This window comes from Nannocystis punicea (assembly GCF_026965555.1).
Classification (GTDB): Bacteria; Myxococcota_A; Polyangia; order Nannocystales; family Nannocystaceae; genus Nannocystis; species Nannocystis punicea.
Genome location: NZ_CP114040.1, coordinates 729,235 through 752,739, shown reverse-complemented (window position 1 = coordinate 752,739; position 23,505 = coordinate 729,235). Strand labels below are relative to the sequence as shown.

The 23,505-nt window shown below is 67.6% G+C and carries 10 protein-coding genes and 1 pseudogene; all 11 read right to left on the bottom strand.

Translation table 11 applies throughout. The annotated features are described in order from the left end of the window. Nucleotides 1-139: 139 nt before the first annotated feature. Nucleotides 140-1,524, bottom strand: a pseudogene (locus tag O0S08_RS02755) (IS3 family transposase); the annotation flags it as partial. Nucleotides 1,525-2,298: 774 nt separating this feature from the next. After that, nucleotides 2,299-4,437: a DEAD/DEAH box helicase gene (locus O0S08_RS02750; RefSeq protein ID WP_269037389.1), complete on the bottom strand. Its 2,139-nt coding sequence runs from the start codon at nt 4,435-4,437 to the stop codon at nt 2,299-2,301. Beyond that, entirely contained in the window at nt 4,434-5,756 is a 1,323-nt protein-coding gene (gene brxD, locus O0S08_RS02745; protein WP_269037388.1) for a BREX system ATP-binding protein BrxD, read from the bottom strand. The genes O0S08_RS02750 and brxD overlap by 4 nt, the downstream gene beginning before the upstream one ends. After that, the gene (gene pglZ, locus O0S08_RS02740) at nt 5,753-8,530 is read right to left on the bottom strand and encodes a BREX-2 system phosphatase PglZ (protein ID WP_269037387.1); all 2,778 of its coding nucleotides are present in this window, start codon (nt 8,528-8,530) and stop codon (nt 5,753-5,755) included. The genes brxD and pglZ overlap by 4 nt, the downstream gene beginning before the upstream one ends. After that, entirely contained in the window at nt 8,530-12,231 is a 3,702-nt protein-coding gene (locus tag O0S08_RS02735; protein WP_269037386.1) for a DUF6079 family protein, read from the bottom strand. Before O0S08_RS02735 ends, pglZ begins: the two co-directional genes overlap by 1 nt. Continuing rightward, nucleotides 12,228-12,827 carry a hypothetical protein gene (locus tag O0S08_RS02730; RefSeq protein ID WP_269037385.1) on the bottom strand — a complete coding sequence of 200 codons (600 nt, stop codon included), beginning with the start codon at nt 12,825-12,827 and terminating at the stop codon, nt 12,228-12,230. The genes O0S08_RS02735 and O0S08_RS02730 overlap by 4 nt, the downstream gene beginning before the upstream one ends. Continuing rightward, entirely contained in the window at nt 12,824-13,378 is a 555-nt protein-coding gene (locus tag O0S08_RS02725; RefSeq protein WP_269037384.1) for a hypothetical protein, read from the bottom strand. Before O0S08_RS02725 ends, O0S08_RS02730 begins: the two co-directional genes overlap by 4 nt. After that, a complete protein-coding gene (locus O0S08_RS02720; RefSeq protein WP_269037383.1) occupies nt 13,371-14,531 on the bottom strand; it encodes an ATP-binding protein in 1,161 nt (386 codons plus the stop codon). Before O0S08_RS02720 ends, O0S08_RS02725 begins: the two co-directional genes overlap by 8 nt. Then, nucleotides 14,528-18,415, bottom strand: a complete 3,888-nt coding sequence (gene pglX, locus O0S08_RS02715; RefSeq protein ID WP_269037382.1) for a BREX-2 system adenine-specific DNA-methyltransferase PglX — start codon at nt 18,413-18,415, stop codon at nt 14,528-14,530. The genes O0S08_RS02720 and pglX overlap by 4 nt, the downstream gene beginning before the upstream one ends. After that, nucleotides 18,412-22,674: a protein kinase domain-containing protein gene (locus O0S08_RS02710; protein ID WP_269037381.1), complete on the bottom strand. Its 4,263-nt coding sequence runs from the start codon at nt 22,672-22,674 to the stop codon at nt 18,412-18,414. Before O0S08_RS02710 ends, pglX begins: the two co-directional genes overlap by 4 nt. Beyond that, a complete protein-coding gene (locus tag O0S08_RS02705) occupies nt 22,674-23,378 on the bottom strand; it encodes a hypothetical protein (protein WP_269037380.1) in 705 nt (234 codons plus the stop codon). The genes O0S08_RS02710 and O0S08_RS02705 overlap by 1 nt, the downstream gene beginning before the upstream one ends. Nucleotides 23,379-23,505: the final 127 nt, after the last annotated feature.

Below are 23,505 nucleotides of genomic sequence, written 5' to 3'. Positions count from 1 at the left end.
AATGACTTTGAGACACGGCGCGGGTCATGTTTAGTGAATGTGAGGTTTCGCCATGGTAGCAATCCCGTAGAGGATCAGCGGTGAGGCATCTGTCCGTAAGGACATGGACGTCGTACTCGCGAAGACCGCGCTCGGGGCCGCGCGGGGGGTTGATGTAGACCGCGGCGGGAGGCCGGCGCGGCGTGGGCCGCCCGCGGACGAAGCGCTCGGGATGGGCCTCGTAGGCGGCGTGGAGGGCGGCTGTCCTGACGGACAGGATGGTCTCGGTGCGGCCGTAATGCACATCGGCGGGCGCCAGGAAGGCGATGCCGGAGTGGCGGTGGTGATGGTTGTAGCCGTCGACGAAGCGGACGCAGAAGGCGTGGGCGTCGTCGTAGGAGGCGAAGCGATCGGGGTAGTCGTGGGTGTACTTGAGGGTCTTGAAGTGGGCCTCCGAGTACGGGTTGTCGTCGCTGACGTGGGGGCGGCTGTGTGAGCGGCGGGCGCCCAAGGCGTCGTAGAGGTCGGCGAGCTCGCGCGACGTCGGGACGGCGCCGCGATCGGCATGGATGGTCAATTGGTCAGGTTGGATGTTCTGCTTGTCGCAGGCGGCGCGGATCAGGCGGGCGGCGATGTCGGCGCGCTCGCGGCGTGCCAGAGTCCAGCCGACGACGCAGCGGCTGTAGATGTCGAGCAGGACATACAGGTAATAGTATTGGCCCTTCGTCGGTCCTCGCAGCCAGGTCACGTCCCACGACCACACCTGGTTGGGCGCGGTCGCCAACAGCTCCGGGCGACTGTACTCGGGGTGCCGCCGCTGCCGCCAGCGCTCGCGGAGCTCGCCCTCGGCGGCGAGCAGGCGATACATCGTCCGCGCGCTGCACAGCCAGCGCTGCTCGTCGAGCAGCGTCGGCACGATGACCTCGGGCGCCTTGTCGACGAAACGCTCGCTGTGCAGCAGCTCCAGCACCTCCTGGCGCTCCGCCGCGCTCAGCGCCCGCGGCGACTGCCGTGACTTCGCCGTCCGCGGCGGCGGCGCAGGGCGGCGCCGCCGGTACACGGTCGCCCGCGAGACCCCGAGCGCCTCGCACGCCCGCGGTAGACCTGTCCTCTCGGACAGCTCGTCCGCCTGCGCGATCAAGGCTTCTCGGACGGATCGATCGTCGCGAGCGGGATCCCGAGCAATTGCGAGACTTTTTTTTGGACGTCGATGATCAGCTCCGCCGTCTCAAGCTTGTGCTCGAGCTGCGCCACCCGACGGCGCAGGCGCTCGAGTTCCTTCTGCTCAGGGTCCTGCTTCGGCTTCGGTCCGCGCTTCTTCGGCTTCAACGCCCCCAGCATACCCTCGTCCCGCTGCCGCCTCCAGGTCGACAACAGCGAGCTGTACAGGCCCTCCTCGCGCAGGATGGCGCCGATCTGCCCCTCGCTGGCCTGGTCCGTCTGCGCGAGGATCTTCCGCTTGTACGCGGGCGTGAACTTGCGACGCGTCGCCTTCTCGGCGGTCTCGGGGTCGGGCTCTCGTGCTTGAGTCGCCATCGGATCCATGCCTCCGCTTACTCGCCCGATTGCAGGCCGAACTCCACCCTCGGGTGCTCTTCGCCGGGCGTCGATCCTGGCGAAGCAAGAAGTTCGAAGGGACGAAACCGTTGCCGAGGCGTCGCATCCGTGGCCGACGATCTCCCCGCGCGCTCGCCCCGCCTACTCGATTGCTCCTCATTGCCGCTCTTTTGGAAGGTGCTCCTGGTGCTCGTGGTCGCCGCAGGCACAGCAAGACTTTCGGCCGGACTGCACCGTTGCTGACCCGCCGCATCGGTGGCCGACGACCTCGACGCGCTCACGCCCTGCCTACTCGATTGCTCCTCGTTGCCGCTCTTTTGGAAGGCACTCCTGGTGTTCGTGGTCGCTGTAGGCAGAGCAAGATTTTCGACTGGACTCCCTGTTTGCTGGCTCGTCGCATCGATGGCCGACGACCTCGACGCACTCACGCCCTGCCTACTCGATTGCTCCTCGTTGCCGCTTCTCTTGATGGTTGGGTTGCGCATGCTCTTGATTCACGGACTCGCCCTGCTCTCTAAACTTCGTGGGGGCCGTGTCTCACACGACATTGGCAGGTAGGGGTTTCCCCCCTCGCAGAGTAGCGTCTCGGGTGGTGGCTCTCATGGTGTCGGTCTTCGACACCCAAACCCACACCCCAACCACCGTAGTTGGGCTGCGCACTCCCCCAGTCGGAGCCTCGCCCTGCGCGTTCCCGCGACGCCACTCCGCGCTCCCTGGGGTCCCGCAAGCGGCAAGCGGAGAGGCTGGTGCTTCGTCTGAAGGTCATGCTTTCGTCTCCTGCTGCGTGCTGCCCTTCCACTCCGCGAGCGTCGCGTTCGCATCGTCGACATTCATCGTCTCGCGAGCAATGAGACCGTACTCGATCTCCGGCGGGAGGCAGGGCTGGAACTTCGAGACGCGCGAGCGCTGGTTGGAGTCGACAAGGCGCGCGGCGCCGTCCCATGTGAGCGCGCGGGCGGCGAGCAGGTCGATGGCCCGGCGGATCCCGACGGCGCTCTCGGCAGCGCCATTCGAGAACGTGATGAAGGTGTTGCCGGGCGAGACGCGCTCGCCGAGTTCCAGCTCAAGGAGTCCCGCGAGGACGCGGTTGCCGGCTCCTCCGCCGAAGGTCCACCAGCGGCAACGGCCATCGGGGTCTTCTTCGAGGGGCAGCGGGCCGTCGTCGAGAAAAGCGTGGGACTCGCGCTGGGCTTCGAGAGCGGTGATGGCGCGCTTGGACCACGACAGATCGGTCTCCTCGCTTGTGAGAACGCGACGCATCGCCTGGCAGAGTGAGCGCTCCAGGCTCACGGGCAGGCCGAACCAGCGCGGGTAGCTGCCTGCCTCGGCGGGCTCGACGGAACACGTACCGCCCTTCCAGTCGACGCCAACGATGCGCCAGGGACGTCCGGCGAGGACGAAGTTCGGAACCTTATGCTCCTTGTCCTGGAGGAACGAGGCGTCGACGACGCCGACTTCCGACTGGCCGTGCATCACGCGCAGAACGCGCGGCGTCGAGAACACCGCGTAGAGCTCAAGGAAGTTCCGCGCGCCGTAGAGCCGCTCGCCACGTGCGCCGAGCGCGAGCCTTGCATCGGCGTCGACGAGGATGTCGTTGTCGACCATGTGGCGGACGATGCTCTCGCGCTCCTCCGCTGAGACGTCGCGGTAGGCCGCACAGCCTTCGAGCCAGCTCCACCAGCCGTGCGAGGCCGAGCCCTGCTCCTGCATCGAGAGCGCAATGGCTTGGTGCGCGAGGACGTGGGGCGTCCACGTGGACGGTGCTGCGGGCTCGACGTAGCCATTCCTGAAGAGGTCGATGATGGCGGCGGCGCGCAGGAGCGAGTCGCCGTCGGTCGCGAGGAAGGTGCAGTTGGCCGTCGAGCCCGCGCGCCGGCCCGTGCGGCCCATGCGCTGGAGGAATGACGAGACGCTGCTTGGCGCATCGATCTGGATGACGTGATCGAGGTCGCCAACATCGATGCCTAGCTCCAAAGCGCTGGTCGCGACGATGACGCAGTTGGTGCCCTCCTCGAACGCCTTCTCGGCGGCGGTTCTCTCGGAGAGCGCCAAGGACGAGTGCGAGAGGTAGACGTCGACGCCGCGCTGAGAGAGGCGATGGCCGAGTTCCTCGACGCGTCTGCGGCTGTCGACGAACACCAGCCTCCGCGTGCCTGGGTACAGGCGGTCGATGAGGAGCGCCGCGTTGTCGAGGGTGCCAACGAAGTCGAGGTGCAGTTCTGGGGACTTCCGGGCACTGCCCGGGTCGACGACGCGCTGAGGCCGCATGCTGCTGCCACTCAGCCACTCGACGATGACATCGGGATCGCCGACCGTCGCCGAGAGACCGATGCGCTGGATGTCAGTCTCCGCGATGCGCGCGATGCGCTCGAGGAGCGAAACGAGGTGTGCGCCGCGATCGTCACCGGCAAAGGCGTGTACCTCGTCGATGACGACGGCACGTACGTGCGCGAGGAAGCGGCGCGCGGGCGTGCGCGTCGAGAGCAACATCGCTTCGAGCGACTCCGGCGTGATGGCCAGGACATCGGGCGGGTCGTCGATGAGTCGCTTGCGCGCGGGCTCCTTCACGTCGCCATGCCACTTGCCGGCACGCCGCCCGATGAGGCCCGTGAGCTTCGTGAGCCGCGCCTCCTGGTTGTTGAGGAGCGCGCGGATGGGTGCGACGTAGAGCACCGAGACATTACGCCAGTCCTCGACGTCCATCTTCGACAAGAGCGGGAGGAACGCCGCCTCGGTCTTGCCGCCGGCGGTGGGCGCCAGCACGACGCAGTTGGCGCCGTCCAAGACGGCTTCGGTAGAGAGCGCTTGCACCGGACGCAGACCGCTCCAACCCAGGCCGTTCGCTATCTGGTAGCGAACAGCGGGGCTTAGGCGATCGATGGCATCCGGGCGGGTCGTCACAGGTCGATCTCGATGTCGTCGGGCTTCTTGCCTGCGGCAGCCGCCTGCTCTTCGAGCGTGAGCTCCTCCGTGTCGATGCGGATGTTGAGGTCCTTGGCCGGGTCGAAGTCGGGGAACAGGTCGACGCGGTCGAGGATGGTTGCCACGAGCTTCCGCAGGAAGATGCGCGGAGCCACGCCGACCTTGCCGCCGAGCTTCCCCGCGACCTCGTTCGCCAAGCCTGCCAGCACCGCGTCGGTGACGCGCGCCTTCATACGCTCGGGGTGTTCTGTCGGGTACAGGTCACGCACGCGGCGGCCGACCTCGATGAGCCGCTCCTGGTCGAACGGAAACAAACGCACCTGGACGTCGCGCGGGTTGTCCCACTTCGCGTCGCCCGAGAAGTCGACATGTAGACGCTGCGCGAGGGGCGGCAGTCGCTTCACACCGTTCGGGCCGTCGAAGAACGCGGGGGTGCCGGTGATGAGGATGTAGAGCCCCGCGAAGCGCCCGCCGTAGAGGTCGTCGATGAGCTTGCGGATGGCCTCGAGGCTCTTGTCGCGGCTGTCGGAGCGAACGCGTTGGATGGTCTCGACCTCATCGAGCACGAGTAGGAGGCCCGGCCTCCCACACTGCTGCAGCACCGCGAGCAGCCCGCGCAGGAAACCGAGCGCACCGGTGTGATCGATCTCGCCCTTGATGCCGGCGCGCTTCTTGATGTCCGCGCTGACGTTGGGCTGGCCCATCAGCCACGCGATGAGCCCCTCGGCAAGCGCGTGGTCTTCAGCGACCGCGGCGGCGTGGTACGCACGAAGCACCGCGGCGTACTGCGGTTGCACCGCGCTCACGTCCTTAAGCCGCGCCTCCAGCAGGTTGCCGACGCCCTCGGCCAGCGCCTTCAAGTCGTCGGGATCGCGGAGCGTGCGCGAGACCTCTTCTTCGAGGCCCAGCAGCCACTGCGAGATGATCGCGCGGAACGCTCCCGTGTCCCACTCGGCGGTTCGCAAGCCTTCGGTTGCTCGGCGGTAGATGGTCTCGAGCCGGTGCAACGGCGTGTCGTTCTCCGAGATCTGCACCTCAGCGACCGCAAAACCGCGTGCGAGTGCCTGCTGCTGATACCAGCGCGCGGTGAAGCTCTTGCCGCACCCGAAGTCACCGCGCAACGCCTTGAACACTGCACCGCCCATTGCGCAGCGGTCCAGTTCCTCTCTCAGCGAAACAGAGAAACGATCGGTACCGACCGCGAACAGGTCGAGACCTCGACGCGGCACGGTTCCCCGGCGCAGCGCCTCGATGACGTCTTTGCGGAGGAGGAGGCTTGGCCCGCTCGTCTCGCTCATTCGGTCACTCCAAACTGAGAGAGCAGCCTCGCCTTATGCAGAACGATTCGCCGGCCTGCGACGTCGTGCTCGACGATGGCAAATCCGTCAGCGTTCAGAACACCCATGCGTGCCACGACACCGCCCACCTGGTGCGGGCGGACGCCGCAGAGCCACGCGAAGTCGGCGGCAGCTAGGCTGCCGCCCGCCTCGACGAGAACGGCGAGCCATGTAAGTATGCGTTCGGCGTCGGGCTTCGGCACACCCGCGACCTGTTGCGTGAAGAGCTTGGACGCGCGCAGTCGCCCGACAAGCGCGAGTTCGGTAGACGCAGGCGGCGACGACGCTGTGGGCATCTTCGCGGGCTCCTCGGCAATGAGCTTGAGCTGCGCCTTTGCGGGCGTGCTCGGCTCCTCCACCGGAGCGACGGAAGTAACCGCCGGGCGAGCGATCTTGAGCGTCCACCAATCGGGCTCGGGCAGCACGCGGCACGAGAGTTCTACGTCGTCGCCTGCGACGCGATCGAGCCATTCTGGCGCGATCAGAAACGCGGGTGCGACGGCCTCGGCGAGGGAGAGCCCGCCGTGCTCCCCATAGTGCGGCGCACGATTCGCTTGAGCCGTGTCCCAGAGCGCTGCGACACCAGCCGCTCCGCGCGGCTTCCACGAGGTCCGGGGCAGGAGCACTTCGCCGTCCTGGGGCTGCTCCCCTTCGGCCAGCGCGCGCCAGCGGGCGCCCCCCTCACGTCGAGCAGGGATGCGACCTGCGACGACGCGCATCGCATCGCCCGCAACGTGCCCGTGGTCCGCCACGAGCAGTACGGCGCGCTCGGCACCGTCGGCGGCAGAGAGCAACGCCTCGAGCGGAAGGATGGGCGTCTTGCTGTAGTCGACGGCGACCTGGAGGCTACCCTTGAGCTGCTCGTCGATGGCGTTCACGACGACTGCCACGACGCGCTGATCCCCCGCAATCGCCTGCTTCACCTCTTCGATGAGCTCGTGCCCGGCGTGGATCTCACGCCGGAAGAACACCTTGAGGGGCTCCTCGCCGACGAGATCGCGCACGTGCGGGTTCGACGCCCAGCGCGCCTCGTCTTTGTCGGTGCCCTGGTCGCCGAAGCGCGGATCAGCCACGCCTGCAAAGAGCGCGGCCCGGCTGACCTCAGTAAGCGTCGGCGCCGCTGCCAGCACAGGCGGGATCGGGAGTTGCCCGTTCCAGCCCGACAAGCGCCACGCGATGGGGCTCCACCGTCGCTGGTCGCGCAGACGTTGAAGGACCTGCACTGCCGCCGCGTAGCTCATGCCGTCCATCAAGACGAGGAGCAGGCGCCGATGCTCGCCGCCCTTGAGGAACTGCGCGACGATGCGTTTGGTGACGTGCTCGATGGGTAGCACCTCATTCGAGGGCTTCCCGGCGTCGACCCACGACACGTACGCCGTGGCGAAGCGCTGGTCGTCGGCACGGGCCACCGCGTCGACGGCCACGGACAGCCGGCGCACGGCAGCCATCAGGGCACCTCCCGCGCCGCGCATTCCGCGCAGACTCTGCCTCGCCCAATCGAGGAAGCCGCCCTCTTCGGTGTAGCGGCGCGCGAGCTCGAGCGCCGGCTGCCACGGCGAGCCATGCTCAGGGAGTTGCGGGCGCACCCGACGTGCGAGCAACCAGGCCGAGAGGCGCGCCGCCATCTTCCGAGCCTCGATGTGTTCGGAGCGACGAATGGCGTGATCGAGGCGGTGCGCGCTCAGGTGGTCGAACACGGCGAGTACGGCTTCCAGCGCCTCGGCGCTGGGCGCGTCGATGAACTTGGTCAGCGCCTCGGCAACAGCTGCTTCGCGCGAAGCGTGCCCGGCGGGCAGCCAGTCGCTCGCCGTGGCGAGGGCCGAGGCTCCGCCGCTCATCGCGTGCTGCTGGGCACCTTCGAGCAGCCGCCGGTCGGCTTCGTCCTCCACTGACAGCACCGTTTCGAGCAGCGACTGTGCGCTCCCGCTCGCGTACGCGCCGCGTACTTCGTTCGCCAGGCCGGGCGCGATGCTCGCTATCTGCCCGTTCACGAGCCCGCGCAGGTATGCATCCCCGTTTTGCTCAACTGCCGCGAGCAGCAGGAGCGCCTGGAGCGCGCGGTCGACGAGGCCGAGCTCCCAGGCGCGGAAGCCAAGCACTCCCACGGAGCCGAGTCGCTCCTCGAGCCAGCCGAGCAGCTCGTGCCGCACCGCCCGCAAGAGGTCGTCGCCCTCACACGCACGCGCGAAGGCCGGGCCCGCATCGGAACTGCGCGCCCAGCGGAGCCACGCCGCCCCTGAATCGAGCGAGCTTTCGGGGATGCCGAATCGGGCTTCAAGCACTCGCGTCCAGAGATCCGTGGTCGTGAGGCGAAGCCCCGTGATCTTGCGGAGCCCATCGACGCCCCCCGAGAGCACGAGCCGTGCGATCGCGGTTGACGCCAACCCTTGATCGACCTGCCGTGCTCCGAAGAGCGCGGCCAGTCGTGCATCGCGGGCGACGTGGTAAATGCGCCCGCCCGCAAGGCGGCACGAGATGTCGAGAGGCAGCGCGTCCTCGACCCAGTCGATCAGGTACACACGGCCCGATGCCGATGGGGCGCCAGGCGCGGGCAGCTTCGAGCGCAGTTCTAGCTCGCACGCCGTGGGGATGATCTCCCACTTCAGGCCATCAAGCTCGATGCGCCCGGGCTGCCCTCGACCAAAGAGCGCGAGCAGCTTGGAGCGGTGGTCGCGCCGGAAGAGGCGCTCCACCTCCAAGCGAACGTCGGCCTCCGAGAGCAGCGGCGTCTCCATCACTCCCGCCTCCGCTTCCACGCCGTGATGCGAATCATGATACGCGAGGCGTCTCGGCCCTCTGCTTCGAGCCGCTCGGCCAGCTCACGCAGCGCCTTGGCGGCCTCCTTGGCGTCGACGAGCTCGCTCGATGCCTCGAGCACGAGCTCTTCGTCAGCCGGCGGCTTCGGCGGCTGTGGCGTGTTCGTGGGGACTCGCAGCAGTTCGTCGGCGCGGCGGGTCAACTCGCTGAGCCCGTCGGCGAGCATTTTGTTCACCTCGTCGACGATGAGCAGCGCAGCGAGATCCTGCAAGAGCAGCTTCGCGCGCTCTCCCCGCTCCGCGTCATCCAAGAGCCCCTTCACCTGCCGCAGCACAATCCAGCGCGCGTCCTCCTGCAGGAGCCGCTTGCTCGCGGTCGCCGTCGTGAAGTTGCGGCCCATCGCCGTAAGGGAGGTCTTCGGCATGAAGCTCGCCAGGTCGCGGACGATGGACGCGCCATCGCTGCGCGAAAGCTGCTGGAGCAGCGTGGCCGAGGCCCGCGCCGTCACCAAGCGGGGTGCGTCTTCGGGCTCGGACCAGTCCCGAATCTTCGGCTCGAGCGCAGCGGGCAGCTCGATGGCGTCGCCGAACTCCTTCAGTTTCGCCTTCACCTTGTCGGCGAACGCCGAGAGGTTGCGCGCACCGAGCGAGCGACCGCCGATAGCCACGCCGAACAGCTCACCTGCGCGATTCAGCGCCTCGGTCCACTCGGCTTGCGAGGGCAGTTCGGGACGAAGCAGCTCCACGTCGTCGGGCAGCTGGCCCGGACGCGGGGGCGTGTAGCTCATGCCGTCGCGGCGGAACGTGCGCCCGCTCCATGAGGCGTAAAGCGAGATGAGCACGTCCTGCACCTCGGCGGGCAGGCCGCGCGTGCGCTGCGGATCCAGCCAGCCGCGGACATGAGCGACGGTCGGCGTGTCGATGCCGGCCTGCTGGCGCTGCTGCTCGATCTCCTTGAAGGGCCGCTCGTTCAGCAGTACCGCGACATCGCCCGTCTCGGTGATACCGAGCGGATCGGCGTACGCGCGCAGGTCGTTGCGCTCGCCCTTCTCAATGTTCATGCGGCGATCACGTTCGTCGAGCAGCCTCTCGACCAGCGCGCCGACCTTCTCCATGCGCGACACCGACACCGTCCCATCGAAGCGCGGGTGGTGCGGGTACTTCTTCGATAGGACCGTGTCGATGACCTGCCGAAAGCCATCCTTCATTGTACCTGCGAGCACGGCGCGGATGTCGAGGTCGCCGAGCAGCGGGATGAAGTGCTCGTCGACGCTGCGCGACTGGTCGAGATATGCGCTGTCGTTCACCATTGCGAGCCCGTAGGCCTGCGCCAGCGTGCGCTTCACCAGCGCCTCCTTCTGGGCGCGGAGACTCGCGAGGTCGGCGCGCGTCGTCGACTGGTCCTCTGCGCGTAGGTGGCCGAGGTACTTGCGCGCGTCGCCGTCGAGGATGTGCTCAAGGATGACCAACTCGCCGAGCTCGCGCTCAAGCGCGTGCGAGAAGAACGTCGGTAGCCAGACGACCGTGGGGTTCGGCGGCGCGGCAGCCGGGCGCGTGTCACGGTATCGCTCGACGGCGCGCAGATCCTCGTCGGGGCCGTGACCACGTTCGTCGAAGGGGTAGTCGACGATGAGCTGCCACTCGAACTCGCGCGGGCACGTGAGCGTGGTGTCGTCCATCTCGCGCACGTTGCCGTAGCGCACACGGCCCTTGCGGCGCGTGCCGTGGAAGGGCAGCTCGGTCTCGACGACCGTGCCCTCGCTGGCGAGCTCAAGGGCCTGGAACAGGAGCCGCCGCATCGTGTTCTTGCGCGCTCCGGCAGTGTCTGCCTCGGCGGCCTGCGCGAGGATCGGCTGGAGGTCGACGCCCGAGAGGTGGATGTTCACCTCTGGATCGGCCTGCTCTCCGAGGCGGAGCGCGCCGACCTGGCTCACCCAGTTGCGAAGGCGCTGCGCCACCACCTGCATCTCCGCGTCCGGGATCGGCGACGCGATGGTGCCGTGGTTCAGGTGCGCGAGCCGCTTCACTGTCAGCCCCTTGAAGGGCTTGGCCTCCGGTACGAGCGCCGCCATGAGGAGCGTCTTGGCGAGGCGGTTGTCGTTGCGGCACATCTTCTGCTGGCAGCCGCTGCAGCCGAGGCGACGGTCGTGGTCCTCCCGCAGGCGCTGACACGCGGTCGGGTGGTCGGTGTTGTGCTGGCGCCGGATGATCGGCAGGAAGCTCTCGCGGTAGAGGTCGCGGGCGCGATCGAAACGCGCTTTCATGACCGGGTCGTCGATAGGATCTTCGCTCTCGGCGAGGGCGTCGAATGCGTCGCCCACCGGCACCACTCGGCCGGTCTCGAGATCCGGCAGGTGGTTGACCAGCAGTTCCATCAGGATGCGGATCGCCGTGCGCTCACGTTGCAGGCAGTCTGAGAGCGCGACGAGCGCCTCGACGAGCGCGGGCGAGAACGGGTAGACCTTCCTGAAGTCGGCCTCGTCGCCCTCACTGCCGATGAGCACGCTCTGGGCTTGACCCGCCGCGCGCCACGTCTTAGCGAAGTCGTCGGCGAGCTTCTGCGCAGCCGATTCGTCCTTTGGGCGCACGACGCGGTGGGCGACGATGGCGGGCAGGTTCGAGTCCGCGAGCGTGACAGTCTCGAAGCGACCGTCGTGGTGCGAGAGATTGCGCGACAGCTCGGTGCGTACCGCTCCCTGCGCGTGCTCGCCCAGGAACTGCGAGAGGTCGCGCTGGCGTGCGATGAAGCTGACGATGGGGATCGCGCGGTCGGCGTCCTGTGCCTCCTTCAGCTTCACCATCTTCTGCACCTCGCGGCCGACGAAGGGCAGATCGCTCGAATTGCCCGCGAGCCACAGCACCAGCTCGTCGAGGTAGAGGACGATGGCGTCGAAGCCGAGCAACTTGGCATGGCGGCTCATGACGCCAAGCCCGGTATCCAGGTCAACGAAGCGCCCCTGCTGCGCCGTCCACGACTTGTAGAAGGTCCGCACCAGATCGCTGAAGAGCTTGGCGCGCGGGCTCTGGCTGTCGCGGTCTCCCTCACCGACATACTGCGCGGAGGCGGCCGCGTCGAACGTGGCAGCGTCCCACTTGCGCGACTCGGCGAGCTTGCCCCAGCCGCTCGCCGCCTTCTTCACGCCGCCGTTCAGCTCCTCGAAGAACTTGTCGTCGCCCATCCTTCGGCGCAAGTCGCGCGCGTCGTCGAAGAGGCCCTGGTCGGCGTAGACGGCGGGCGTCGGCGCGTCGGGGTGGTTTTTGGCGACCCATGCGACGTACGAGCCGAGGATCTTCGACTCCATGTCCTGTGCGCCGAGCATGTGGATCGGGAGCTGGAGGAGCTTCTTCTTGCCGATCCACTCGTTCTTGGAGCGGAGGGCGTGCAGTTCGCCACGGCTCCACGGGGCCGGGTGGTCGGCGAGCATCAGGTCGAGCACCGCCATGAAGTGGCTCTTGCCGGCGCCGAACGAGCCATGGAGATAGGCGGCCTGGCTGCGCCCGTCACGTAGCGCGCTGCCGATGATCGACAGGGCGTGCTCGAAGGTCTGCACGATCTTCCGCGTGATCGCGTAGTCCCGCACCGTGCGCTCGGGGTTCGAGATGCCCCCGGTGAGATCCTGAACGAAGTCGCCCTTGCGAACGGCCTCCGGCAGGTCGAGCAGATCGTGGATGCGTGTCATGTTGCGGCCTTCTTCACGACGGCGGTAAAGGAACTCCAGGGGGCTGGCTCGAACTGAGGCGTTGGAACGAGTTGTGAAAGCACCCACTGGAGCGCTTCGACGGGCCCGAACGCCGGCAGCGGGACGCGAACTTTCGGGCCGACATTGAGGCCAGGACCAACGTGGCAATGGAATGCTGCGTGACCGCAGGCACCTGTCCCCTTACGATCTCCTTCTGGGCGTTCCTTCGTTTCGCGGTCGTCCTCAAAATGCACAGCAAGCGACCATGCCGAGCCGTCTGCTCGCTTTCCCTCGACCATCGCGGTGAACTGGTGGAGGTGATTCTTCCGGTCGGCGAGTGCCATCAGTGACAGCTCCGCTGATGCGAGGTCAGCAATATTGCGGAGCTCTACCGGAGTGGTCGAGCCGCCGTCCCGGATCGACCACTCGAGTAGCTTGCCATCTTGCTTGTACGTGAACCGTCCCGCCACCGACCGATCGCAGAACCCGGCATCAGAGAATGTGACGAGGAGCTTACGAAGCTCGTTGCTCCATGAGTTCGAGCTGAGGCTGCGAGCCGTTCTTTGCGCCTCATAGAGGTCGTTCCAGGGCTTCACGACGCTTCCCTCCTCTCAATCATCATGGCGTCGTAGGCGATGCGGTAGTTCGGTCCCGTTTGAGGCAAGGCTCCTTCGCGCCACTGCCCGAGCCATTCCTCCGGCGTGAGACCGTGCTTCGCCTCAAACGTGGCGCGCTCCTTGGGTACGTCGATCTCGGCGAGCTCCTCGGGATCAGCGTCGCTTCCTCCGATCCAGCTCCGAAGACTTGGAGCCTCATTCGCGAGCGTGCGCTCACCATCGCCGTCGCGCAGCAGGAACAGCACGATGGGCTGAGTGCGCACGGGTTCCTGCAGGAGCCGATCACGACTCGCGTCGAGCTCAAGCACGACCTCCCGCTCGTCCCCCGGGATCAGTAAGACTAACCGTGTCGGCTCCGCGAGCGCCGCCTCTACGTCCGTCACACGAACAACGTTCAAACCGTCAGAGACGAGGCTCTCCACTTCTTCGACGAGCCAGTCACGAAGACCGAAATCGGGGCATAAGACGACTGCCACGCCGCCCGGGTCGCGGTCGATGGCGTTCAACAATGATTGGATGGCGTTACGCACGCGCACCTCCCGCACTGAGCGCGGCCTGGGCGAGAGGATGGATGTCGAGCAAGCGAGCTCCACCACGCAGGCGCTCAAGCAAGATGCCGTGCGCCATCAGGCGGATCTTTCGCTCCAGATCGAGCTCGCTGCCGCTCGTCCCGGCAGCACTGCGAATCGCGTCGACATCGCCGGGCAGGAGGAGCCGACGGAAGCTGTCGACCTGATCGGCGCAAGCATCGTTCAAGTCCTCGACGATCGGCCACGGGTCCGAGCGTCGAAGCTTCGCGTACGAGCCAGCGTCTGCGAGGAGTTGCAGGAACACACGCAGCAAGCCCCCGCTCCAACGAATCGCGTCGTTGACGAGGTCACGTCTCGCTGCGGCTCGTGCACGCGCCTCGTCGAGGCTCATGCCAATTGCGCCAACCACGGTGTTCGGGTCGAACTCCTCCTCGTTCGATTGGAGCCGCTGCGCCAGAACTTTGCGCAGGAACGCGCGACCAGGTTCGCCGTCCACGTCGAGCGCGCGCGCCACGACGAAGCGTTCACCTGAGCGAATCACGGTCTCGGCCTGCGGGCCAAAAGCCGCGTGCCACGGGATGATTACGACCAGCTCGACTTCTTCGCGCATTGAGGCGAGAGCCTCAAACAGGTCAAGGCTCTCGGGGCTCTGCGGGACCTTCTCCAACCCGTCGATTAAAAGAGTCACGCGTCCCTGTCTCGAGAGGCGCGCGATCTCGGTGAGGGTCAGGTTCAGCAGCATGGCCGGCGTTGTGTCGTGCGTGACGTCAACGCCCTGCAGATCGTCGTTCACCGTTGAGAGCGCTTTCCTGAGGCTTTCGGAGAGCGGTAGCCGGAGGATCGCTTGTGCGAGGTAGCCGACCTTCTGCACGATGCGCAGGCGCATTCGGTCGGGAGTGAGCCGCCGCATGCTCTCGAAGCGATCAAGCTGTACGAGGCATGCCACACGGTCCGGCTGCAGCAGTTCGGCGGCGCGCGCCAGCTCCGTGCTCTTGCCGACGCCCGCTGGTCCACCGACGAGCAACGGCGACCGATCGGCCAAAATCCACCGCGCGATCTCGTCGCCCGCTGAGCCAGTCCTCTCGACGAACTGCGCGTCGCCGGGACCGAGCGGAACATGGGGTTTGAGAGCCTTCCAGTCGATGGTCGTCATGTGTTGTCTCCAGTAGCCACGTACCGAGCAGGGCGCCCGCTGAGCTTCTCCACGAGCCCGTCGGCGATCAGCTTCTTCAGCGCTTTGGCGACAAGCGCCTTGGTGGCGCCCACGGCGCTGGCGAGCTCGACGTCCGTGGGGCCCTCTGGGGGTTCCGTCTCCTCGCCGTCTTCGTCCTCGTCCTCCTCGACCTCGGGCTTCCACGCCGCGAGCGCAGCGAGCACCTCGGCCGGGTCGATGGTCGTGCGCTTTGGCGCGGCGGGCGGCGTCCACTTACGTAGGTCGCCCGCGGCGACGCCGAGCGAGTGCGCCTCGGCCGCGACGAAGTCGCGGAAGAACTCGCCGAGCTTCATGCCGCCGAAGTCCGCCGACGGCTCGTTGTGCCACTGGAGAAGCCACGGCACGCGTTCGTCGATGCCGGCGAGGAGCGGCACGAGGCGATCCTTCGTCCAGCCATCATCGGTCTTCCGGCGCTGGTAGAGACCCGAGAGCGCCTGGGCGAACTGCAGATGATTCCAACCTGCCCAACCCACGAGCGGGGTCGTGTCCTCGTCGGTGTTGCCGCCGGGGATCGTAACGAAGCGCTCCTGTGGCACGTCGACAGCACTGCGCAGGCTCCAGTAGTGCCGGAGAAAGTCCTTCGGACTGTAGCTGTCGGGCAGCGGAATCGCTTTCAGCTTGAGGTGGTCGAGCTCCGGCTTGAGCTTGCCCTCGTCTTCGAGTCGCTGGAGGCGCCAGGTCTCCTCCCAGCTCGCGCGCTTCTCCATGCCGGTCTCGGCGTAGCGGTAGCCCGCGAGGAACGGCACGCCCTCGCTGTCGACGAGATCGGAGATGAGCTTCGTGAGATCAAGGCCGCTCTCTTCGGTGAGCAGTTCGTGCGCGGCGGCGACTGCGGGATCACGCCCGAGCTCGAGCGCGAGCTGACGCGCCGTGCGCAGTTCGGGCTGCGATTGGGCACGGAAGGGCGCCTCGATGCGATCAAGGAGCCACGCGCGCACGACATCGAGAAACGCCTTCGCGTCATCCGGCGGCGACCAGCGGCGCTTGGTCTCGGGCGTCTCGAGCAGGCGGAGCTGTTTGCCGTGCTCGGGATGGCCGAGGAGGCGCAGGCGCTGGCGATAGAGGTCAGCGAGGGGTCCGCCGACGTCAGTCGGGGCCTCGCGCTTGTGGACGCGGAACCACTCGGACGCCGAGATATCGGTCGCGACTTCGCGCGCGAGACGCACCTCGAAGGGGCGATGATTCGGTTCGACGGGAACGAGCACCGCGCCAAGGGTGGGCGCCTCGACGGTCGGCAGGCCACAGAGACCATAGACGCGCCAGTCGATCTCCTCCTGGAGCGAGACTAGGTTACCGCGCAGGCGCACCCGTTCGGCGAGACTCCTCGCGCGTGCTTCACGAAGCGCGGCGAGAGAGGGCGTCTTTGCGAGTGTACTGACGACGACTTGCTCGGGCGCTTGCGCGGCCATGTGCCGCACCGTTTCCTCGACGGCGATCACGAGCTCGCCCAGCTTGTCGCGCACACCATCAAGTGTCGGGACCGGAAGCTGCTTTAGGATGTTCCCGGATCGCTGAAGATGGCGCTGCCAGGGGGTTTTCGAGAGACGTGCTCCCTCTCCGACCTGGTCGCCGCCCTTCTGGAAAAAACACAGCCGGTCCCAGAAGCCGACGGTCGAGCTATTGAGGTACGCGCAGAGCGCCTGATGATCGGTCTCGGACCGGCCCGGCATCAGTTTGATGAGCGGGGCCGTCTGCTTGAACACCTTGCCTCCACGGTCGAGGACATAGTGGTTGTGTGTAGCGACCTCGCCGAACACGAGTGAAAAGTGGGTCCGGTGCTTCTCGATAGCCAGTTGCGGGATTGCCCAGTGAGGTAGACCGACGTCGGGCATTCGCGTGTCGCCGGACACGGACCGGATCGCCATCCACGTGCGGTGCGGCCAAAGGAACCTTGCGAGCCCGGGGACCGCGTCAAGACTGCGCCATAGCTCCCATGTATCGCGAGAGTAAGGCACAGGGATGTGAATGCCCGTGTCTTGAAAAGACCAATCGCGAACGATGTCCCCGTTCACGTAAGGCAGCAGCGTTTCGACTTCGACCCCCAGACGCCGGTAGTTCGCCTTGGTGATCTCGAGGAGATGGGATGCCTGCGTGATAGCGTCGAAGCCAATGCTCTTTGCGAACTGCCCGAGTCGCGATGGTGCTGCTTTCGTGAGCCGTTCGTGGAGAGACCTGGCACCACCGCCGGCGAGCAACCAGGGATGCCGTCTGGCTTCGAGCCGAGTGAACGACTCGACGGACACGTACTGACCTTCGAATCCGACGGATTCGTGGTTCGCAATGATCTCGGACCAGACCGGCGCGCGAGCCGGGTCCGCCGGAGGTTCCTGCTCTCCGCGCTTACCCAGCACAGCCGGAATCGGAGCTTCGGCGGGAGAGCGGTTCCTGCCAAAGAGCAACAGGGTCGGAGTTCCGTGACCGGGCAGGTAGCATCCCGACGTGTCGATGACCTTCTGCACATCGAATCGAGGAAGGACTTTTTCGATGAGGACCTTGCCGTAGTCCCGCTTCGTCCAAGCGCTAGTGTTGATCATTCCGACGAATCCGTCGGCGACCGCCAGATCGAAGAAGCGCTGGCAAAAGGGAGCGCCGAGAGCCCAGCGCCCAGTGATGCTGTCGTATAGTTCCTTTAGGCGGCGTTTCTTGGTCTTGTCCTTCTCTTTGATGTACGGCGGGTTGCCGACGACGGCGTGGAAACGCTTGCTGAGCACGCGCTCGACCGCCCCGCGGTTCTCAAGCCGGAAGAGCTGGTCTCCCCACGCGATGTCGTCCAGCGAGGTCTGCTCGGAGAACCGCGTCTGCATGTCCGACTCCGTCCCGAACCGATGCAAAAGGCTGTCGGCCACAACGACATTTGACTTGATGTTGGGTGCGCGTTCGAGCCGTTTGATGCCCACCGCGTCGAGCAGCGCGAGGAGGAGGCGGAAGCGCGCGATGGCCACCGCATACGGGTTGATGTCGACGCCGAAAACTTGGCCGAGTGCGCGGCGCGCGAGGTCTTCGATGCTCTTGGTCGGCGCCTCCTTCTGCCAGCGCCCGAGGAGCCGACGAAACGCGCCGAGGAGGAAGTGGCCCGAGCCGCAGGTCGGGTCGATGAGGCTCACGTCCTTGAGCCCGAACTCCGCGATGGCCGGATCAAGCGTCTGGTCGAGGATGAATTCCTCGACAAACTCCGGCGTCTGGAGCAGCGCGTAGCGCTTGCGCACCGTTTCCGAGAGGTCCTGGTACAGGTCGCCGAGGAAGCGTGTGTCCTCGCCTGAGAAGACCAAGGCGGGCGCTCCGCTCGCATCGCGCTTGCGGAAGAAATCGAGCAGCCCCTGCGCGCCCACGCTCGACGGCGAGAGCACCCAGACCGGGTTGTGCTTCGTATCGAAGACATCGCGCGCACCGGGGAGCTTCGAGAGCTCACGGAACACCGCGAGCAGGTACTCGCGCGGCCCGAGGAACGGCGCGATCTGGAGGTACAGCGCCTCGCGGTCCTCGGCGGCGCGCAGAGCCTCACCCGTGGCACCGGCCACGCGCGGATCGATGTAGCTGCGGTCTTCGAGCGTGCGCACGAAGACGACCGACAGGATCCAGGCGACGGCGAGCTGGGTGACGCGCTCGCGCCGCCACGGGTCGAAACCAAGCCCCGTCAGTCCGGCCTTCTTTTCATCCTCCCACGCCTTCTTCAGGCCGGCCTCGACGCGCTCGGTCTTCGCCCGCACAAGGAGGTCCTTCTCGAGCGCCTTGAGCGCGGGCGAAAGCAGCTTGGGCAGGCAGCTTCCGTGTCGTGAGTCCGCCGCCTTCTTGCACCAGCGGCACGTCGTTTCCGATGCGGTCATGGAGCCTCCGCGGCTTTGTGGGCGTTCGCCAGCCACGCGTCGGGCATGATGAGCCGCTGGCTCGGTAGCGGCGCGGGCACAGGTAGCCGACCGTTGATGGAGGGCGCGGCGCCGTCGGCGTGCGACGGAACCACGAGCAGGATAGCCGGGGCGTCACCGCGCTCCGCCTCGTGGACGATGCGCGAAAGCGCACCGGAGAGGCCGTAGCGCGCGAGCGCTCCGGGCCACGCGAGGACGAGCGTCTGCTCGCGTCGCTTCAAGAGGTCGTCGACGACACCGTCGGTCGCCCGGCGAACCAGCTCGAGGAGCAGCGGCCAGTCGGGGCCATCTGGTCCCGCGCGGTCGGCGGCCTCGATGTTCGCCCACTCGACGCCGAGCTCGGCGGCGGTCTTTTGAACGGCGGCGAAGAGCTCGAGGTCCAGCGACACAGCCTTCGTCTTGAGCGCCGCGGCGAGCGCATCCGTCGCGTGGCTGGCCACGTCGGCGCGCACTTGCACGACGCGGAAGCGGCCCGCCGCGACACCGCGATCGAGCTGGTCCTGAAATGCTGCCGCACGCTGCGCCTCGGGGCTGCGCCGCTGGGGCAGGCCGGGGGCCGTGGGCTTGCGCGAGGGCAGCGCCACCGTCATCGACGTGTGCGCTTGTGCGCCTGGGCGCGAATACTCGCCCGAGCCGATGTCCGGCATGAACACGAGCCCGTGCGGGGCGAGCAGCATGTCGAGGGCCGGCCGGTCGGGCAGCGGCGCGGCCTCGGGGTAGCGCGCAGCGATGCGCTTCTTCACGACGTCGGGCGTGAGGCCTGGGCCCGAGAGCGCCGCGAGGCTCAGGGCCAGGGCACGTGCCGCGTCCATGCCGCGTGGGTAGAGCTCGAGGCGCGCCGAAGCGGCGCCGTTCGCGCTTGCGCGCGCCGCGAGCGTGAGGCGCTGGTCCGCCGCCAGCGTCGCCAGCGGTGTGCCCTCGGCGACCTCGGCGAGCTTGTTGCGCACCACCTCGGACGAGGGAAGCGGCTCGGTGACCGCGAGGTTGTCGGCGGTCTCGGCCAGCGCCACGAGCGCGTCGAGCACCTCGGGGTCGCGCGCGACCCATGGCGTGCTGCCGATGCGTTTCCACGTGGCCGGAGGGTTCGGACGCAGCTCGAGGGCCACGCGCACGAGTGCGGCGGCGGTGTGCACGTCGTCGTCGGTGGGCGTGCCGTCGTTGCGGTCCTTCGCCAGTGCTTTCGCCAGGTCGAGGAGAGGTGCAGCAGGCGCGAGCGCGTCGAGGACCGAGGACAGCGCCTCGACCAACGAGGTCGCGGCCGCGCTGGCCACCCACCGCTTGCTGCGCAGGAACTGGAGGCTCGAGTGGACCTGCGCCGGATCGATGCCGAACGCGCCGGCCACCTCGGACACCGTGCGGGCAGCCGGAAGCCCGGTGTCGGGGCGCTCGTCGGGGAGCGGATCGAGGCCGACGAGGACGCGCAGGCGCTTGTTGGCCTCGCTCTGGCTGGCGCGGCCGATCAGGTCGTGCGCCCAGTCGCCGAGCGAGCCGGGTGTCGGCTCGGCGGCCGCGAGTGCCACAAGCCTTCCTCGCAGCACCTCCGCGCGCGGCTTGCCGAGCAACTTCTCGATGCGCGCCGCAGGGGCGAGCGCAGCGTCGACGGTTGTCTTGATGCCCGCCGCGGCGAGACGGTCGACCGTGCTCGCGTCGATTCCGGCCTCGGGCTCCTCGAGGACCAGGCGCGGGCGCGCGAACCCGGGCACGAGCACCGGGCGGTTCTCGACCTCGAAGCGGGCGCGAAGCTCGTCGGCGACTTTGACGATGTCGCGCGCGACCTGGGTGCCGACGCCGCGCACGACCGAGAGCTGGTTGCGTGGCAGGAGCAGCAACTCCGCGACCGTCGACACGCCCGCGCGGTCGAGCGCGTTGCGAGCGCGAGCCGAGAGCGGCAGCGCGTCGACCGGAGTCTCCGGGCGCACCTGATCGAGCGCGATGGCGGAAGCGCCGTCGTCGGTCTCGGCCTCGACGGAGAGCGCGTGGACCCACGCCTGGCGCATCGCCTCGGCGCTGGCGAAGCGAGCCTTCACATCGCGCGCGAAAGCCTTGCGAAAGAACACGGTGAGGCGGTCGCGCACGGCCGCGTCGAAGCGCTCGGCCTCGACGACGAGCTCGGCGGTCGCGTCGCCCTGCGGGAGCCGCGGACGGGCGGCCGTCAGCGCGTGGTAGAGCACCGCCGCGGCGGCATAGCGATCGGCCTCGGCGTCCCACGCGCCGCGCAGGTAGAGCCACGGATCGCGCCACTCCGAGGTGCCCGCGGTGATGGCAGTCGGGTCGGCCGACGCGAGCGAGAAGTCGAGCAGGAGCAGGTGGCTCTGCTTCTTCGAGAGGCTGGTGAAGCCGACGTTGGTGGGCTTGATGTCCCGGTGGGTGACACCGGCCTCCTCGAGGTACTGGACCGCCGACAGAAGGTCGTCGCCGTAGCGGCGCGCGAGCTCAAGCGGGAGCGTGCCCTGTTCGCGGAGCACATCTCCGAGGCTGCGATCACCAGCGAACTCGAGGAGGAGGCACGGGAGCCCGCCCAGCGTGACGACGTCGCGCAGCGCGACGATGTGCTCATGGCGCAGTTCGTCGAGCATCTTCGCTTCGGAGAGCAGGCGCTCGCCGCAGCCCGCGTCGTGCGGGACCTTGAGGGCGAAGTCGCGGCCCTCACGACGCACGTGGAGCACGAGCGCCGTACCTCCCGAGCCGAGGCGCCGCTCGACGCGCAGTCCCCCTTGGAGTGTGTCGCCCTTCTGCGCGTCGCGCGGGTCGGCGCCAGCGCCCACTTCGGCGACTAGGCGCGTGAGCGCTTCCAGCACGAACGCGTTGAACCAGTCGGCGACGTCTTCGGCACGCGCGTGGAGGTTCGGCTGCGTGGCGAAGGCGATGGCTTCGTCGAGGATGGCGAGGTCCGCGCGCACTGCCGACGGGCGCAGGCCCCCCTCGCCGTCCTTCACGCCCTTGATGCGCTGCTCCCGCTCCGGAACCGTGGCAGCCGGGTGTTGTCCGGTGAGCACGAGCCACGCGAGGCAGCCCACCGAGAACACATCGCTCTCGTAGGTGGCCTTCTCGGGGTCGGCAAGGACTTCGGGCGCCTGGTACAGGCGATCGACATCCTGCGAGAGCTGGTGGAAGTGCCGCGTACCGACGCTCGAGTGCTCGATCCACGCGGCGGTCTGGAAGCGATGCAGGCGCACGTGGAGACGACCGTCGCTGCCCCGCCGCACGAGCACCGAGGCGGGCGAGAGGTTGCGGTGCAGAACACCCGAGCGGTGGCAGTGCGCGACCGCCTCGACGATCTGCTGCAGGAGGCCGAGGCGCTCGTCGAAGGTGAGGTTCGGCTCCTGGCGAATGAAGGCGTGGAGCGGGAGCGAGTCTTCGAATGCCTCGAAGAGCACCGCCGGGCCGAGCGGCGCGTCGTCGACGAAGGAGCGGTACGCGAGGATGCCCGGGTGCTGGCCGATCTGCGCGAGAGTCTGCGCCTCGCGCTTGGCGGCGCGATGGAGCTGCGCGCGTCGCTCGGCCGAGGTGGCGGCGGGCACGAGGTAGCTGCGGACGCGCGCCTGGTCGGTCTTGACGACCGTGTTCACCGCGAGGTGCTCCTGGTAGCCCTCGCCGTCGTCGAGTAGCGAGCCGAGCTGGTAGCCGCCCACCACGCGCGCCGTGGTGCTCGGGCGAAGCCCGAGCTTGTACGCGACCTGAAGCAGTTGCTTCATCATCGGACGGTTGACGATGTGCCGCGCGTCGCGGCCATCGAGCCCGTTCACGAGCTTGCTGCCGACGTCGTCGGGGAGCAGCAACCACGGTGGTCGACCACCGTCGAGACGGATCTCGGTGACGTCGGAGAGGAACACCGCCGCGTGGACATAGGGGCGCTCGGTGCCGAGTTGTCGCTCGAGCAGGGTTCCGAGCACCTTGGCCTTGTGGTTCGCGCCGGGGTACGGGCACTCGATCGTGCGACGCCGCCCGTTCTCGGTGAACGTCCAGTCGACGATGTCACCCGTGAGCACGCCGGGGTGGCTCTTGATCTCGACGAGGAATAGGCCCTGCCGCGAGATGAAGAGGAGGTCGATCTCGTAGAGGCGGCCCGATGATGGATCGTAGAGCTCGTGAAGCTCCCACGCCTGATGCGGATCGGTGTCCGAGAGCGACGCGTGCTTGTAGACCAGATCGAGCGCCTGCCGCTCCCAGGGGAACGGGGTCGGTCGACCGCGATGGATACGTGCCTCGGGTAACGCCACTACTTGCCCCCCACCTTGCGCGCGAGCTTCGCGGATTCCGGCTCGGCGTCGGGTGAGACCACGGCCGCATCGAGGTGAGCGAAGCCCGCGGCGCGTAACGCGCTCTCGGCGCTTTCCGTCGGGCGAACGAGAGCCGTGCGACCGCGCGCGCCGAGCAGCACCGCGGCGAGCCCGGCGAGCTGGCGCCAGGCCGCCTTGTCAGCGACGACCACGACCTGGTCCGTCCACGACAGCGCCTTGTTCGCGGCGAATGCGTTGGCCACTGAGACGATAGCCGTGCCGCCCGCGACTACGAGCTTGGTTGAGGGCGTGACCGGCGGGACGGGAACGCTCGCCGCCTTCACGCCGAGGACGGCAGCGATCTGCTCGAGCGTAGCCGGCGGATCGAGCTCGGCGAGCAGACGCTTCGTGGTGTGGTCGTCGAGACCGCCCCAGTCGGGTCCGAAGGGTTCGTCGTCGGCGAGGCCGAAGAAGCCGAAACACTCCGACGGTGAGAATGCGGCGCCCCACGTCCCGGCGGCGTCGCGCAGCAGGATGTCGATGCGGTCACCCGCACCGAGCGCGCCGGCGAACTGCTTCCAGCGTTCCTCGGCGTCAGAGCCGAAGCGACGGGGCGTGCTCTCCCGAGCGTCGAGAGCGCGTAGACCGAGCACGGCCGCGTCGTAGAACGCCGAGCGAGCCTGTGTGGTTAGTGGGCTCGTCACTTCAACTCCTCTTCGTTAGTCCCGACCTCCGCGGCTTCCTCCACGGCACGACGCGGAACTGAAATTTTCAGGTTGATTTTTCTGAAAACGCCTTCCTTATACGCCGGGAAGGCCATGACGAACTCGA